Annotated in this window: 13 protein-coding genes; 4 read left to right on the forward strand and 9 right to left on the reverse strand. The window is 69.2% G+C overall.

All coding sequences use genetic code 11. The features are described 5' to 3' along the window. Positions 1 to 39: 39 nt before the first annotated feature. The 3 genes from HYN04_RS08105 (at position 40) to HYN04_RS08115 (ending at position 5262) form a co-directional block, all read left to right on the forward strand. Positions 40 to 876: an SDR family oxidoreductase gene (locus HYN04_RS08105; protein ID WP_110450297.1), complete on the forward strand. Its 837-nt coding sequence runs from the start codon at positions 40 to 42 to the stop codon at positions 874 to 876. A 175-nt stretch (positions 877 to 1051) separates the two neighbouring features. Next, positions 1052 to 2563, forward strand: coding sequence for a hypothetical protein (locus tag HYN04_RS08110; protein ID WP_110450298.1), 1512 nt, complete (start codon positions 1052 to 1054; stop codon positions 2561 to 2563). A 71-nt stretch (positions 2564 to 2634) separates the two neighbouring features. Further along, entirely contained in the window at positions 2635 to 5262 is a 2628-nt protein-coding gene (locus HYN04_RS08115; RefSeq protein WP_110450299.1) for a TonB-dependent receptor domain-containing protein, read from the forward strand. Between the two features lie 59 nt (positions 5263 to 5321). On the opposite strand, the gene virB11 is transcribed toward HYN04_RS08115, so the two are convergent. From virB11 to HYN04_RS08155, 8 genes are read right to left on the reverse strand one after another with little or no spacing between them, the layout of a single operon-like run. Beyond that, the gene (virB11, locus tag HYN04_RS08120) at positions 5322 to 6296 is read right to left on the reverse strand and encodes a P-type DNA transfer ATPase VirB11 (RefSeq protein WP_110450300.1); all 975 of its coding nucleotides are present in this window, start codon (positions 6294 to 6296) and stop codon (positions 5322 to 5324) included. Beyond that, positions 6296 to 7366 (reverse strand): TrbI/VirB10 family protein, encoded by a 1071-nt coding sequence (locus HYN04_RS08125; protein WP_199285937.1) that lies wholly within the window; start codon positions 7364 to 7366, stop codon positions 6296 to 6298. Before HYN04_RS08125 ends, virB11 begins: the two co-directional genes overlap by 1 nt. Before the next feature lie 2 nt (positions 7367 to 7368). Beyond that, positions 7369 to 8121, reverse strand: a complete 753-nt coding sequence (locus HYN04_RS08130) for a TrbG/VirB9 family P-type conjugative transfer protein (protein WP_162599596.1) — start codon at positions 8119 to 8121, stop codon at positions 7369 to 7371. Continuing rightward, positions 8121 to 9275 carry a TrbL/VirB6 family protein gene (locus HYN04_RS13770; protein WP_110450302.1) on the reverse strand — a complete coding sequence of 385 codons (1155 nt, stop codon included), beginning with the start codon at positions 9273 to 9275 and terminating at the stop codon, positions 8121 to 8123. The genes HYN04_RS08130 and HYN04_RS13770 overlap by 1 nt, the downstream gene beginning before the upstream one ends. Next, a complete protein-coding gene (locus HYN04_RS08140; protein ID WP_199285938.1) occupies positions 9272 to 11656 on the reverse strand; it encodes a VirB4 family type IV secretion/conjugal transfer ATPase in 2385 nt (794 codons plus the stop codon). The genes HYN04_RS13770 and HYN04_RS08140 overlap by 4 nt, the downstream gene beginning before the upstream one ends. Next, positions 11653 to 11937, reverse strand: a complete 285-nt coding sequence (locus HYN04_RS08145; RefSeq protein WP_110450303.1) for a VirB3 family type IV secretion system protein — start codon at positions 11935 to 11937, stop codon at positions 11653 to 11655. The genes HYN04_RS08140 and HYN04_RS08145 overlap by 4 nt, the downstream gene beginning before the upstream one ends. A 1-nt stretch (position 11938) precedes the next feature. Next, a complete protein-coding gene (locus HYN04_RS08150; protein WP_110450304.1) occupies positions 11939 to 12244 on the reverse strand; it encodes a TrbC/VirB2 family protein in 306 nt (101 codons plus the stop codon). Between the two features lie 4 nt (positions 12245 to 12248). Beyond that, a complete protein-coding gene (locus HYN04_RS08155; protein WP_277870380.1) occupies positions 12249 to 12836 on the reverse strand; it encodes a lytic transglycosylase domain-containing protein in 588 nt (195 codons plus the stop codon). Between the two features lie 191 nt (positions 12837 to 13027). On the opposite strand from HYN04_RS08155, the gene HYN04_RS08160 reads away from it, so the two are divergent. Beyond that, positions 13028 to 13774, forward strand: a complete 747-nt coding sequence (locus HYN04_RS08160; RefSeq protein WP_110450305.1) for an enoyl-CoA hydratase/isomerase family protein — start codon at positions 13028 to 13030, stop codon at positions 13772 to 13774. A gap of 14 nt (positions 13775 to 13788) precedes the next feature. Here the strand turns inward: HYN04_RS08160 and HYN04_RS08165 are convergent, their stop codons facing one another. Beyond that, a complete protein-coding gene (locus HYN04_RS08165; protein WP_110450306.1) occupies positions 13789 to 14943 on the reverse strand; it encodes an Rv3169 family protein in 1155 nt (384 codons plus the stop codon). Positions 14944 to 14950: the final 7 nt, after the last annotated feature.

The following is a 14950-nucleotide window of genomic DNA, read 5'->3' on the forward strand; positions in this document are numbered from 1 at the left end:
GCAGGTTTCTGCACCTTTCAGCCGTCTGGGGGGATGACAATGGGCGGATACATCCAGGACCGGGTGGTGATGGTCACCGGCGGCGGCGGCGGCTTTGGTCGCCTGATCTGCGAGAAGGCCGCCGCCCTGGGCGCAAGAATCGTCTGCACGGATATCGACGAGGCGGGCCTGACGGGAACGGCGGCCTCGGTCCTGGCGGCGGGCGGACGCATCCTTCACCAGCGCGCCGACGTCACCGCCCTGTCCGATCTCCGGGCGGCGGTCACGGCGGGGGTGCGCGAGTTCGGCCGGATCGACGTCCTGGTGAACAACGCCGGGATCATGCCCCTGGCCTTCTGGCGCGACCACGAGGCGGCGGCCCAGGCCTGGTCACGATGTATCGATATCAACATCAAGGGCGTCATGAACGGCGTGATGGCGATCCACGACCAGATGATCGCCCAGGGCCAGGGCCAGGTGATCAACATCTCCTCCATCTACGGCAACTTCCCGGTGGCGGGGGCCGGGATCTACGGCGCGACCAAGGCGGCGGTGAACTTCCTGTCCGAGTCGCTGAGGGTGGAATCCCAGGGACGCATCAAGGTCACGACGATTCGGCCAACCGGCGTGCCTGGCACCGGACTGGGCGGAGGCGTCATCAACCCCGAGGCCATTGTCGGCATACTGGGCCAGAACACCGCCAGCTACCTGGGCGCCCTGCAGGGGCGGGCCAACACGCCGCTGGATCCCCGACAGGGCGACCCCGGGTCGGTCGGCTATCTCGCGCTAGACCCGGAATTCATCGCCGACGCCGTGATCCACGCCATCGACCAGCCCTGGGGCGTATCGATCTCGGACATCACGGTCCGAGCGACGGGCGACCAGTACATCCTCTAGTCGCGGCGCCGCCCCCGCGGGCGCCCCGGACTGACACCAAACTGTCATCAAAACGAAGCCTGAGCGTCACTTCCCATGCCTAGACAGGGGCCGACAGGGGCGTTCCGGCGACCGGCCTGAGAAGGTCGCCACTCCCCGTTTGCGCGCCAAATGTCGACACGGTGGAGCCCGACACATGACAGCCCTCGGTAAGCTGAAGACCCTCGCCCTCTGCGCCGCGGCCAGCGCCCTGCTGGCAGCCTGTGGGGGCGGCTCCGACATCGCCTCGCCGGGCGAAGGCCAGTTCGCCACCGGCGGATCCGGGGGCGGCGGAACCGGCGGCGGGGGCTCCGGCGGGGCTTCGGCGGATTGCCCAACCGGCTTCATCAACCTCGGCACGATCGCCAACGGGACCCTGAGGTCCTGCGGCATCCCTCGCCTCGTCACCGGCAACCTGACCCTGCCCTACCGGCCAGGCACGGCCTACCGGATCGACGGCAAGACCGAAGTGGGCCAGGACCTTGGCCCTGACGCCCAGAACCCCCGGACCGGGGTGACTTCGGGGATCCTGACCATCGAGCCCGGCGTCACGGTCTTCGGCGGCATCGCCGAGTATCTTGTCGTCAACCGCGGATCGCGGATGATTGCAGACGGCACAGCCTCGCGCCCGATCATCTTCACCAGCCTGAACGACCTCAACGGCGGCCCTGACCTGAAGGGCCAGTGGGGCGGCATCGTCATCGCCGGGCGCGCACCGATCAACCGCTGCCCGCCGACCGTGACCAGCTTCCCCGCCAACCCCACGAACTGCGAGTACCGGTTCGAGGCCATCCAGACCATCAACTGGGGCGGTAACGCGACCAACGACAACAGCGGCGTGCTCCGCTACGTCCAGGTCAAGGAAGCCGGCTACGAAGTGGCCCCCAACGAGGAGCTGAACGCCATCACCTTCGGCTCCGTGGGTAACGGCACGTTGGTCGATTTCGTCCAGGTCCATGGCGCAGCTGACGACGCCGTCGAGTTCTTCGGCGGTTCGGTCAACGTCAAGCACCTGGTGCTTGACCAGTGGGACGACGACGGCTTCGACACCGACGAGGGATACACGGGCGCCGCCCAGTACGTGATCAACTTCTCGGACGCGCCGACCGAAGAGGCCCGCTGCTTCGAGGCCTCGTCCGCTGGCTCGACCTCGGGCGGCCTTCCGCTCCTCCGCTCGCACCCGAAGATCTCGAACTTCGTCTGCCGGCTGGGCGTCGCCTCCTCGACCTTCGACTCCCGCCAGCACCAGGGCATCGTGATCAACAGCGGCACCCGCTTCGACTTCGTGAATGGCGTGGTCTACTCGGGCCATCCGTCCATTCCCTGCCTGGACGTCGACGGCTCCGCCACGATGGTCGACCCGAAGCCCACCTTCTCCTCGATCGCCTTCTCTTGCCCCGGCGGCCCTTTCCGGACCACGGACAACGACCAGCCGACCGCGCCGGAAGCGCTCTTCACCGCCGGCCCGAACAACATCGCTACGGGTTACACACCGACCTTCTCCCAGGTCTTCATCAACGGCAGCAACGAGAGCGGCCGGGTCGCGACGAACCCGACGCCCTTCTCCAGCTTCCTGCAGTCGGCGGGCTTCATCGCCGCGGTCTCCGGCCCGAACGACAACTGGTACGTGGGCTGGACCTGCGGACTGGCCGGCGCGGCCTCCTGCTGATCCGCGAAGACGTCTTGGGCGGCGGGCCTTCCCGCCGCCCCTTCCCCTTCCTTCCTTGAAGGCTGAACCCGATGAACCGCACCCTCCGCACCCTGCTGCTCGCCGGCGCCGCCCTGACCACGGCCCACTCCGCCTTCGCGCAGACCCCGCCGCCTGCGGGCGGGGCCGAGGTTGAGGAGATCATCGTCAACGGCAGGTTCATCCCCGATGTGATCCGCGACACGGCCGAGGTGGCCAACTTCCTGAGCGTCGAGGACGTCCAGAGGGCTGGCGACGACAACGCCGCCCAGGCCCTGACCCGCATCACCGGCATCTCCCTGGTCTCTGGCAAGTTCGTCTATGTCCGTGGCCTCGGTGAGCGCTATTCGCAGGCCCTGCTCAACGGCTCGCCCCTGCCCAGCCCCGAGCCCCTCCAGAGGGTGATCCCCCTGGATCTATTCCCCGCCTCCATCCTGGCGGGAACCGTGATCCAGAAGACCTATTCGGCGAACTATCCCGGAGAGTTCGGCGGCGGGATCATCGACCTTCAAACCGTCGGCGCGCCCGACGAAAGCTTCGTCAAACTGGGCGTCGGGCTGAGCGTCGACACCGAGACCTCCGGCAACCGGGGATTGACCTATTTCGGCTCTGAGACCGACTGGACGGGCTTCGACAATGGCGCCCGCAAGCTTCCGGTGGGAATCCGCCAGTTCGCCGCCAGCCGGCCGGTCGTTCCCGGAACATCAGCGGGAGGCCTGACCACCGACCAGTACAAGGCCGTCGCCCGCAGCTTCACAAACGCACCCCTGAACGTGCTGCAGCGCGCCCGCACCCCCGGCAACGGGAACTTCGACATCTCGGCGGGCCACAGCCTCGACACCGACTACGGTCGCATCGGCGCCATCGGCGTGATGAGCTACCGCAACGGCTGGCAGACCCGGAAGGGCGTGCGCCAGACCACCGTTCCCGACATCGGCGGCCTGGCCCTGGCGACGGACGCGACCTTCGAGGCCAACCAGAACGACATCGCGTGGAGCGGACTGGCCGGCCTGGCCTGGGAAATGGACGAGAACGAGGTCCGCTACACCGGCCTCTGGATCCGCTCGACCTCCAAGCGGGCCCGGATCACCTCCAACTCGGCCCTCTCCCAGGGCAACACCAACGTGAACGCCTACTACAGCGAGTGGTACGAGCGGATCCTCCAGCTGAGCCAGCTGTCCGGCAAGCACCGGATCGGCGACTGGGACCTCCAGTGGAGGGGCACCTATGGCCGCACCGCCCGCCAGGCGCCCTACGAGCGCATGTACCGGTACGGCCTCGCCGCCGACGGCTCCCGCACGGCCCTCCTCTCGGGCGCGAACCAGCTGGTCTCCTTCTCGGACCTCGACGAGAACATCGGCTCGGCCAACGTCGACCTCGCCTACGACCTGCCCGTGGAATTCGTCCGCCAGGCCCAGCTCAAGATGGGCGCCGCCTGGCAGAAGAACAGCCGCACCTCGGTGCGCCGGGACTTCACCTACGACCAGGGCCGCAACTGGGACCCGGCGCGGTACGCCGGCGAGCGGATCGACTATCTGGTCTCGGACCGCAACATCAACGACGACATCATCATGCTGCGGGAGCTGACCGGCTCCTCCCTGACCGGGGACGCAGCGATGTACGACGCGGGCCTGGAAGTCGCCGCCGCCTACATCCAGGTGGACAGCGAAATCCGCCCCCTGCTCCGCGGAAGCCTCGGCCTGCGCTACGAGACCGCTGACCAGTACGTGAAGACCCTGGACATTTTCAACGAGGCCGCCGGTCCGATCTTCAGCCGGACGGTCACCAAGGACTACGTCCTGCCTGCTGCGACCCTGACCTGGAACTTCGCCGAGGACCAGCAGCTGCGCTTCGGCGTCTCCAAGACCATCGGCCGGCCCCAGTTCCGGGAAATGGCGCCCCAGAGGTACCGCGACACCGAGACCGACCGGATCCTCACGGGCAACCCGTATCTTGAGGATACGATCTTCATCAACGTCGATGCGCGCTATGAGCGCTACTTCAGCAACGGCCAGTACGTCACCCTCGGCGCCTTCTACAAGAACATGGAAAAGCCGGTGGAGGCCCTGGCTGTTCTGGGCTCGGACGGCGCCTTCCGGCAGACCTTCTACAACGCGCCCGCGGCCGACATTTACGGCGGCGAGTTCGAGTTCAAGAAGTTCTTCGACCTGGATACCGGCAGTGGCTGGGTGGACGAGCGGCGCTGGCTCGTGGCGCTGAACTACACCTACACCGCCTCCAAGCTGAAGGTGTCGGACGGCGACACCATCATCCTGGACATCACCGGCATAGCCACGACCCCGCCGGCCAAGGACTACCTGACCGGGGGTGAGAAGCTGCAGGGCCAGTCGGATCACCTGGCGAACCTGCAGCTCGGGTTCGAGAATGAGGATGCCGGCTCCCAGGCCACGATCCTGGTGACCTACACCAGCGAGCGCGTGGCGGCCCGGTCGAGCAGCCTCGACCTGCCCGACCTCGTCCAGGATCCGGGCGTACGGGTGGACTTCGTCTACCGCCGGAACTTCGAGGTCCAGGGCCGCGAGATGACGGCCTCCTTCGAGGCCCGGAACCTGACGGGTACGGACGCCCAGGAGTACCAGGAAGCGGGTGGTCGTCGCTTCGACACCAACAGCTTCGATGTCGGCCAGTCTTTCTCGGTCGGCCTTTCGGCCAAGTTCTGAGGTGAAGGCGCGGCGGCGGGAAGCATCCCGGCGGCCGCGTCCTCTCCTCCGTTTTGACCCTATCGGCTGAGGTAGCGGATGTCCGCGATCCGGCGTGCGCCGCCAGAGCGTTCGATCTGCACCACCACATCGATCACGCGGGACACGTAGGCCTGGACCTTGTCCCAGCCCAGCTCAAGGCCTGAGGTCAGGGCCAACAGGCCAATCTGGTCGAGGGCGCCCTCGGGACTGTCGGCATGGATGGTGGTGATGGAGCCCGGGTGGCCGCTGTTGACCGCCCGCAGGAAGGCGAAGGCCTCCGATCCGCGAAGCTCGCCCAGGAGAATCCGGTCCGGGCGCAGGCGCAGGGCCGCGGTCAGCAGGGCGTCGGCGTCGACGCGGGCCTCGCCCATGTCGCCGCGGACGGCGATGAGCCCCACGCTGTTGGGATGATCGAGGCGGATCTCGGGGGCGTCCTCGATCACCACAAGGCGTTCGGAGGCGTCGATCTCCTTGACCAGGGCGTTGAGGAGGGTGGTCTTGCCGCTTCCGGTGCCGCCGGAGATGACCAGCGTCTTGCGCCGGCGAACGGCCTCCCGGAGGAAACCCAGGCGGTCGCCGGCGTCGAGCAGGGCGGCAAGTTCAGGCCCGCTGGAGTCCAGGCCGGCGCCGGCTGCCGGCCGCTCGAACAGCCCCGAGGCGGACAGGTCCTCAAGGCTCAGGTCGGAAATGAGGTGCTTGCGGATCGCCAGCACGGCGCCCCCACGGGTGGCCGGGGGCGCCACGACCTGGACCCGGGCGCCGTCGGGAAGCGTCGCCGACAGCAGGGGGTGCTCGCGGCTGACCCCCTGGCTGCTGTGCGCCGCGATCTGGCGCACAAGGCGCTGGAGGGTCATCTCGTCAAGGCCGGGAGCCGGCTCGCACCGCATGCCGCCGGCCGCAGTCTCCACCCAGACCTCGCCGGGCGCATTGACCAGGAGGTCCGTAACCTCGGGACGCGCCAGCCAGGGCGAGAGCGGCGCCAGGAAGGCGCCGAGGTAGACCGTGGCGTTCATCAGGGGACCACGGCCGAGAAGTCGAGGTCGCGGGCGACATAGACCTGGATGGCGGCGCCCTGCTCCACCCTCAGGGTGGCGGGGATGTCGGACCGACCCGTCGCGGCGACACCCTGTCCGAGTTGTCCCGGCCAGCCCAGAAGCAGGGTGGTGTTGCCGCCGCTTGAGCCGCTGTTGGCCGCCGCCGTCACGCCGGCGTTGAGCACGGTCAGCAGGATGGAGGCCCCGAAGCGCTCGATGAAGTGATTGTCCACCTCGCCCTCGACCCCTCCCCGGCCCAGCCGGTCGACGGCGGGCGAGGCGATGTCGATGCTCACGCCCGTAGGGCTGATGATCCGGCTCCACACCACGAAGGCGCGGGTCTGGCCCACCGAGGCCGCCGACTTGTACTGGCCGATCAGCCGCGAGCCGCGGGGGATCAGGACCCGCTTGCCGTCAAAGCTGCGGACGTCCCGGCTGACGACGCCGCGCACGGCGCCGGGCAGGTCGGAATTGATGGCGGATTCCAGGACGGCGGCGATGAGCGTTCCCTGGGGCACCACCCGGCCGAGGTCCTGCATCTGCATCGCCCGCGCGCCGGTTGCTGTCCCGCCCATGGTGCGTGCGGCGAACCGTTCCTCGGCGGACCCGGGAAGCTCGCCTGGGGGTGCGGCGCCCGGCGCGGCGCCCGGGGCGGCGGCCGTGGCGGCAGAGGCGTCCGGCGGCGCGAGGTCGACGACCAGGGTCGGGGCGCGGAGATAGGCGTCCTCGTTATTGGCGGCGGGAAGCGGGGCTCCCGGAGGCGACTCCGAGGCGGCGGGTGGAGGCGCAGCGACGGCCGTCGCAGGCGTCTCGCCTGCAGGCATGGGCGCCGCCGGCGCGGGAGCGGGCGACGGTGGAACCTGGGCCCGGGCGCCGCGGGAGGCGTTCATGCCATTGAAGACCAGCAGGCCGGCCAACAGGGCGCCGCCCATGCCGCCCCAGAAGACGACTGGGGAGTCCGGCGCGCGGACCCTGGGCATGGCCTCCCCGGCCTGGGCGAGGACCTCGCTGGCCGGCGCTGACGACGGCTTGGACTGTCTTGCGAACATCTTCATCTCCGCCAGAACGAACGGGGCTTTTCCGGGACCTGGCTGGTCTCGGACTGGCGAAAGCCTTCATTGAAGACCCGGGTGATGTCGCCGCCCCGCCTCAGGACAAAGCCCCGGGCGATGCGGTCCGCGACGAAGAAGCCGTCGCGAAGGCGCAGGTTGACCACCGACTCCGCGCCATCGGAGTCGATGGCGAAGACGGCCGGGAGATCCTCGTCGCTCCGGAAGGCGAAGTAGGTATCCCGTCCGTCGTCAAAGATGCGGACGGGAAGCAGGGCCCGGGAGCCCTGGAAGGCGTAGGCGGCGTTGCGGACCTCGGGCGGAGGGTCTGGCGGCGGCGCCGACTCCACCACGGCCACGGGAGCGGCGTAGACGAAGCGGACCGTGAAGGGCATTCCCCGGACCGGCTGGCCGAGCGCCGTCAGCTGGAAGTTGTACCGGCGAAGGTTGGTCACCACGGTCATGTTGGTCTGGGGCCGGCGGGCCATGGGCTTGAGGAAGAGGAGGTTCGCCCTGCGGTTGGGGGTGACCTGCCAGGCCAGACTGTCGCCGATGGCGACGTTCTCGATCCGCTCGGAAGGGTCGAACTCGACGGTCAGCTGATGACGCAGGGCGCCCTTCAGCTCGACCACGACAAAGGGATCATAGTCGACGAAGTGGATGCGGGGATCGCCTGCGCCGGGCCGCGGCGTCACGGCGTGGGCCGTCGCCGCGCTGAGGGCCAGACAGGCTGCGATCAGGATGGAGCGGAACATCATGCGCCTCCTCGCCGCCGCGGCACGACGGGCCTTCTGTAACTGCCTCCGAGGGTATCGGAGGGACGCGGACCGGCCGCGGGAACCGGTCCCGCGCGGACCGAAGCCCCCGCCGCGCCGAACTCCCGGACCCTCAGTTCGGTCCTCTGCGCCTCCTGGGCCAGCGCCTGGGACAGGCGGTCCGCCCGGGAGACCGGGAAGGACGATGTCGCCGGCTCGGTCCGGGGCGCCGAAGCCGCGGCCGGGGCTGCGGCGGTTCGGGCGCCAAGACCCATCCGGAGCCCCAGGGCTGCGACCCAGGCGGCGGCGACCAGGATTCCCTGCCCCACCGCGAAGACCAGGACGAGGGCGGCGAGGCTGGTGGCCATGCGTGGCTGGAGGGCCTGGGCCTCCCTCTGCTCGGCCAGGGCGGCCAGCCAGGGGCCCAGCACCACAAGCAGGAGGACCAGAAGCGCCCAGCCCACCATCAGGCTGAGGGCGGAACCCGCCAGGGCGCGGACCCATCCATAGAAGACGCCGCGGGTGACGTTCAGGAGGGCCAGGGCGATGAAGACCGGCCCCACGGCGGTAAGGACGCCGATGGCCAGCTTGGCGCCGCCCACCACGCCGACGCTCATCACCATGAGGGCGTCTGCGGCCAGGGACAGGGCTTCGGCCGACGCTGCGTCCGCGCTGGCGTAGCCCTTGGCGTTGGGGGGCGCCTTGACGCCGAAGGCGACCGCCGACCGGCGAAGCTCGTCATGGGCCAGGTCCAGCCCGGCGATGGGCCGCGCGGCCAGGCTCTGCCCTCCCCCGGCGGCGGTCCAGGGCGACGAGGCGGCGGCGGCGATCTGCACCGGCGCCCGATCAGCGAGGTCGAAGACCAGGGTCTGGAAGACCGACCAGTTGGTGACCAGGGCCAGGATGACGCCGATCCTGAGCGCTGCTCCGGGCGCCTCCGAGAGCCTCGCGCCCTCGGGAGCGAACAGCAGCCGCCATCCGATCAGGGCCACGTAGATGGTCATCAGGAGGGTCAGGGCCGCACCAAACAGGCCGGACCCGCGGGTCAGGGCCTCATAGCCGCCCTGGGCGTAGACCCGGGTCTGGCAGTCGATGGTGGCCATCACGCCCTCGATGGCGCCGACGTCCATGTAGGAAGGGCAGGCCTCGATCATGGGGCGGACTTTCCGGCCATGAAGGGCTCGAGCCAGGCCGTGGGCGCATCGCCCACCACCGCCCGCAGCTGGTCGAGTCGGCGCACGGACCGCTCGGTTCCGGCCAGCACCTGCAGGGGCCCGGACAGGCCGGACAGGTCGAGACGGGCGACGATGCTGTGGTCGCCGCGCTTGACGAGGAAGCAGCGCGAGGTGTCCGGCAGCGACCGGACCAGGGAGAACTCGTGCTCGGACAGGCCGAAGCCGTCGATGTATTCCTCGGGCCGGGCGCGCGGATTGGGGAAGAAGATCTGGGTCGCGGCCTGCTCGATGATCGCCGAGGCGATCCGGCTGTCGAGGGCGTCTGAGGCGCTCTGGGTACAGAAACCCACAAGGCCGTTGCGCTTCCGGATCGTCTTTTCCCAGTCCTTGATCCGACGGATGAAGACCGGGTCGTCCAGGACCTTCCAGCCCTCGTCGACGACGAAGATGGCGGGCGTGCCGTCCAGCCTCTGCTCCAGCCTGTGGAACAGGTACATCATGGCCGGGGTGCGGACTTCAGGGGCGTCCAGGACCCGGGTCATGTCGAAGCCGAGCACCCGGGTCTCGAGGCTGAGCTGGTCCTCGGCATTGTCGAACAGCCAGGCGTGCTCGCCACCCTCGCACCAGGGGCCGAGACGGAAGGCGAGATCCCCGGGTGTGGGCCGCCGGCCGCCCCGGAACAGCTCGCGCAGGAACCGCAGGCGACGGTGCGAAGGGGGCTGGGCGAAGTTGGCGTCGAGGGCGTCGGCGATCACCGCCCGGTCGTCGGCGCTGAGGGTCGAGCCATCCGCCGAGAGCAGCTGGGCGAGCCATTCGGCCAGGAAGGCACGGTTGCCCGGCTCGTCCGGCAGCAGCAGGGGGTTGAAGCCCGTCGGCTCGCCGGGCCGCAGCACGTCGTACCGCCCGCCAATGGCTCGGATGAAAGGCTCGGCGCCGCGGTCCTTGTCGAAATAGGCCACACGAGGGCGAACCCGCTCGGCCTGGGCCAGGAGGAAGGTCAGGAGGACCGTCTTGCCCGAACCGGAGGGCCCGATGCAGGTGAAGTTGCCAAGGTCGCCCTGATGGAAATTGAAGTGGTAGGGGCCCGAGGCGGTGGTCTCGAGGACGGAAATCGCCGGCCCCCAGTGATTGCCTTCGGCCTGCCCCGTCGGATGATTATGGAAGCTGGCCAGGCTGGCGAAGTTGGCGGCGGAGATCAGGCCCTTGCGGGCGATGAAGCGGAAGCCGCCCGGGAACTGGGCCCAGAAGCTGGGCTCCAGGTTGGCGTCCTCACGTACGGCCAGGACCCCGGCTTCCGCGAGGGCCGACTGGACGTCGGCGACCGCATAGTCGAGCTCGTCCAGCTCCCTGGCCTTCACCAGGATCGACAGGTGGTGCTCGCCATAGACCGCGCGCCCCGCGCCGACGTCGTCACGGGCCTGGGCAAGTTCCCCACGCAGGCTGAAGGCGTCGTCATCGGCGGCCTTCAGGCGTCGAAGGGCCACGCCCATCCGTTCCAGCGAAGCCTGGCGATCCTGGAAGGCGAAGCTCTCGGTCAGGACCATCTCGTGCGGCAGGCGAAGGACGCCGTCGAGCAGCCCCGGCGCCGTACGCGCCGGATAGTCCTTGAGCCCGACGACGGCGCCGAAACTGCGCTCGCCGCCATGGCCGGTCCCGAGCTCCAGGGCGTCCAGGCCAAAGGTCAGGCGACGCTGGCCGAGGGCCGAGGCGATGTCGCCGGAAGGCGCGAGCACGGGCCGCGCCTCTCCGTTCAGGAGCAGGGAGAGAAACTCGCAGGGCTCGGAAAAGCGCGCGCCGCCCGCGCCGTCGTAGACGCCGAGGGTCCGCGCACCATAGGGGGCCAGGGCGGCGGCGAAGGAGTCCCTCAGGGCGTGAAGTTCGCGCAGGTCGCGCGCCGACTCCGACTGCCGCTGGCGCGGCCCCCGGAGGATCCGCTCCACAAGGCCGGCCCGGCCCTGGGTCGGGCGCAGGACCAGGGTCAGGAAGATGTCGTTGACGAAGAGTTGGCGGGTCTCGAGCTGTTCACGCCACTTCCGGTCGAGGTCAGCGCAGAAGGATTCTTCCGGCGGCGGCGGAAAGTCCGGCGTCACACGCCGGCGGACCACATGGTGCCAGAGGGCGAGGCGCGAAGTCGCGGCGCTTCGAAGGACGGTCTCGCGGACGGACTTGCGATAGTTCAGGTCCTCATCCGAGGCGGTCTCGAAGGGGAAGCCGGCGATGTGCAGGACCTGGACGAGCAGGCCGTCCCGCGTCTCCAGGGTCTGGCCGTCGAGGTGCCGGGCAAAGGCGAGGCGGTCGCCAATGGCCGCCTCCCTGGGCGCCAGGAGGCTTGCCGCGCGGGTGGTGATGAACCTGTTCACGGCGTGTACGAGTTCCCGCCCCAGAAGCTGAAGTTCCGTATCCTCGGGCACGACTGGACCCGGGTGATCCAGATGTCGAAGAAGCGGGGCTCCCGGACCGACCCGGCATAGCCGATGGCGTGGATCACCAGGGCGGCGAGGAGGACCCAGAACGACTTCGTGATCAGGAAGAGCTCGCCCGTCACGATCAGGTTGAGGATGGCGTAGGTGTAGGTGACGCCGCCGATCATCTGCGGCCGCGTCAGGGCGGCGAAGACAGGGTCGGAGGACAGCCGGCTCATCCTACATGGCCCCGGCGAGGCTGCGGATGCCGGCGACGATGGAAACGGCGCCGAAGATGATGAAGGCCCCGACGATCACGATCACGCCCCGCCGCCACTCCATGCGCCCGGACAGCATCATGAATCCGACCGCGGCGATCGCGATCACGGCGGCGGTGGTGGCCACCGTGCCCAGGAGCGTGCCCTGCACCCAGGTGAGGGCCGCGATCAGCGGCGAGGAGCCGGCGGGATCGGCCTGGGCCTGGGCGAAGGCCGGGGTTCCGGCGATGGCGGCCGCGGCGGCCAGGGCGAGGGTCTTGCGGTTCATGGTCCTACTGGGCTCCGTAGGTCGGGACGCGGGGCGCGCCGAGGCGCGAGACGATGGCCTGAACATAGGCCCGGGTTTCCTGGTACGGCGGCACATCCCCGTAACGCTCCACAGCCTCGGGTCCGGCGTTGTATGCGGCAAGCGCCAGGCGAACGTCGCCAAAGCGCCTGAGCTGGCGGGCCAGGTAACCGACGCCGCCGTCGATATTGCTCCTGAGGTCGTCGGGGTCCACGCCCAGGTCCCGGGCGGTGGCGGGCATGAGCTGCATGACGCCCCGGGCGCCTTTCGGCGATACGGCGGACTGACGGAACCGCGACTCCTGCCAAGCCACTTCCGTCGCCAGCCGGGGATCGACGCCATGCCGAGCCGCCGCCTCGGCGATCAGGCCGGCGACAGCGCCCGCCGGCGCTGAATCCGGCCCGGGTGCGGGCGGTGTAATCGGCCGGGGACCTGCAGAAGTGAAGACCATGGGCCCGGAATAGGTTGTCACGGAACCGTCATCTCCGATCTCCAGAACCTGCGCCATGGCGGCGCCGGCGGGAACGCCGAGCGCGCCGAGCACGGCGCTGATGGCGATGACGCTGGTCCTCACGGGAGATCCTGCCTGCCTTGATCCTTGACCCGGAGAAAGGGTCGGGACCGACGATATCCCGAAACGGGCGAACGAACGATTACAAAGGATCAGTGACGATTGGATGACAAGTCCCCTCCCCGGTCAGCCTCCGACGTTGACAGGAAGCGCCGCCGACGCGCCCACTGTCGCCCGGAAAGAGGAGACGCGGAATGACAGATCTGGTCCTGCGGGAGACCCGCGGCGAGGCGGTCCACCTTGTGCTGAACCGGCCTGACAAGCTCAACTCCCTGAACGTTCCTCTGTTCCAGGCCCTGGACGCCCATGTGAAGGCGATCGCTGCGGACCCCACCGGCGTCGCGGCGGTGGTCATTCGCGGCGCAGGTCGCTGCTTTTCCGCCGGCCACGACCTCGGTGACATCGCCGCGGGCGAGCGGCTTCCAGAGCCAAACTACCAGTCGAAGGTCATCGAGCGGCTGGCGGCCCTGCCTCTTCCCGTCATCTCTGCGGTCCATGGCCACTGCTACACCGGCGCCCTGGAGCTGGCGCTGGCCGCCGACATCATCCTGGCCGCGGAAGGCGCCAAGTTCGCGGACACCCACGCCCGTTGGGCCCTGACGCCGGTCTGGGGCCTCAGCCAGCGCCTGCCCCGACGGGTCGGGACCGCGAAGGCCCGCGAGATGATGTTCACCTGCCGGACCTATTCCGGGCGGGAGGCGGAGGCCATGGGCCTCGCCAACGCCTGCCTGCCGGACGCGACCTTCCTCGAGGGCGTCGACGCCTGGACGGCCGAGATCGCCGCGAACTCATCCTTCAGTCACGCCGCCAACAAGCGACTGCTGGACCAGACGGACGGCCTGCCGCTGCCGGCGGGTCTGGCCCATGAAGTCTATCGCGGAGAAGGCGTCGGTCCCGATATGCGCGAGCGTATCGCGGCGTTCGCCGCCCGGAAGAGCTGAGAACCGCCTCAGGGCTAAGGGCCTGCCCGCTCCTCCCGGGACTTCGCCCCGTCAAGCAGCTGGGTGAAGCCCGCAGGGGCGTAGGGACCGATGCAGAGCTGTTCCAGGACGCCGATCCCCGTCCGGCCCTCGTTGTCCCGGGTGCGGACCACCTGCTGGGTATGCAGGTGCGAGTGCGCCAGGGGATCGAGCTGGCGGGGATCAAAGGACTCATGGCCGATGGCCAGTTCCCCCTTCCACATGCCCTGCCCCCACTCCGGGTGGGTGTAGCCCAGGCCCTTCATCTGGAACTTCAGGATCGGCTCCATGCTTATGGTGCGGACTGTCCCGTCATGGTCGACGAGGTCCACCTCGGCGTAGCGGGCCAGGCGCGTGCCCGGATGGTAGTCGACCCGATGCCGGGCGGTGGCCATGCGGTGATCCCGCCCGTCCTCGACCCCCGGAATGTCCGCCTCGCTGTCGTAGAGCGGCGCGGTGAAGCCCTCGCGGACCAGGGGGCGGCCCTGGGCGTCATCGAAGAAGATGGCGTGCGAGATGTGGTCGTCCCAGAAGAGGGGCGTCCAGAGGAAGAAGACGCTGGGGATCTCCTTGCGGGGCGCACCGCCGGTCTCAGGCTCGCCCACGTTCCGGACCCCCCAGGACCGGTCCTTGGTTCCCAGGCAGACCTCTGCATCCACCTCGATGCGGCCCTCGGGCGTCTCCACCCAGCCGCTCCAGCGGCCGAACTGGTCGAAGCGGGTGGCGTCCATCACCCGGCGGGTCCCGGACCAGAGGGTCTGCCGGGCCTCCTGGAGGCTGGCCGTCCGGGCCGAGAAGACGAGATCGCAGGACAGGCCGCTTTCATTCGTCTCCAGCACGACCCGGGTGCGGCGCATGGGCTCCAGAACCTCGAGGCGGAAGGGGCCCACGGACATGTCCGTCCGCTCGGCGGGCGCCCGGCGCGAGCCGTAGAAGCAGTACTGCCGCCCACCGGGAGCCACGACGCTGAAGGCGCCGTCCAGGATTCCCCGAAAGGGATAGACCGCCATGCCGACGCCGAAATAGTAGCCACCGTCCTTCTCATAAGCGTTGAACCAGGTGCGGTCGTAGACGTTACGGTCGCTGGTCGCCGGGTGGGCGATGGGCTCCGGGGTCTGGTGGATCGGGAAGTCGTCAAGTCGGTTCAGCATGGTCGGA

Origin of the sequence: Phenylobacterium parvum, from assembly GCF_003150835.1 — a bacterium.
Lineage (GTDB): Bacteria > Pseudomonadota > Alphaproteobacteria > Caulobacterales > Caulobacteraceae > Phenylobacterium > Phenylobacterium parvum.

Bases quoted from the DNA above. Each gene is read 5' to 3' on its own strand.
- HYN04_RS08105 (WP_110450297.1), top strand. From the start codon at position 40: ATGGGCGGATACATCCAGGACCGGGTGGTGATGGTCACCGGCGGCGGC.
- HYN04_RS08110 (WP_110450298.1), top strand. From the start codon at position 1,052: ATGACAGCCCTCGGTAAGCTGAAGACCCTCGCCCTCTGCGCCGCGGCC.
- HYN04_RS08115 (WP_110450299.1), top strand. From the start codon at position 2,635: ATGAACCGCACCCTCCGCACCCTGCTGCTCGCCGGCGCCGCCCTGACC.
- virB11 (WP_110450300.1), bottom strand. From the start codon at position 6,296: ATGAACGCCACGGTCTACCTCGGCGCCTTCCTGGCGCCGCTCTCGCCC.
- HYN04_RS08125 (WP_199285937.1), bottom strand. From the start codon at position 7,366: ATGTTCGCAAGACAGTCCAAGCCGTCGTCAGCGCCGGCCAGCGAGGTC.
- HYN04_RS08130 (WP_162599596.1), bottom strand. From the start codon at position 8,121: ATGTTCCGCTCCATCCTGATCGCAGCCTGTCTGGCCCTCAGCGCGGCG.
- HYN04_RS13770 (WP_110450302.1), bottom strand. From the start codon at position 9,275: ATGATCGAGGCCTGCCCTTCCTACATGGACGTCGGCGCCATCGAGGGC.
- HYN04_RS08145 (WP_110450303.1), bottom strand. From the start codon at position 11,937: ATGAGCCGGCTGTCCTCCGACCCTGTCTTCGCCGCCCTGACGCGGCCG.
- HYN04_RS08150 (WP_110450304.1), bottom strand. From the start codon at position 12,244: ATGAACCGCAAGACCCTCGCCCTGGCCGCCGCGGCCGCCATCGCCGGA.
- HYN04_RS08160 (WP_110450305.1), top strand. From the start codon at position 13,028: ATGACAGATCTGGTCCTGCGGGAGACCCGCGGCGAGGCGGTCCACCTT.
- HYN04_RS08165 (WP_110450306.1), bottom strand. From the start codon at position 14,943: ATGCTGAACCGACTTGACGACTTCCCGATCCACCAGACCCCGGAGCCC.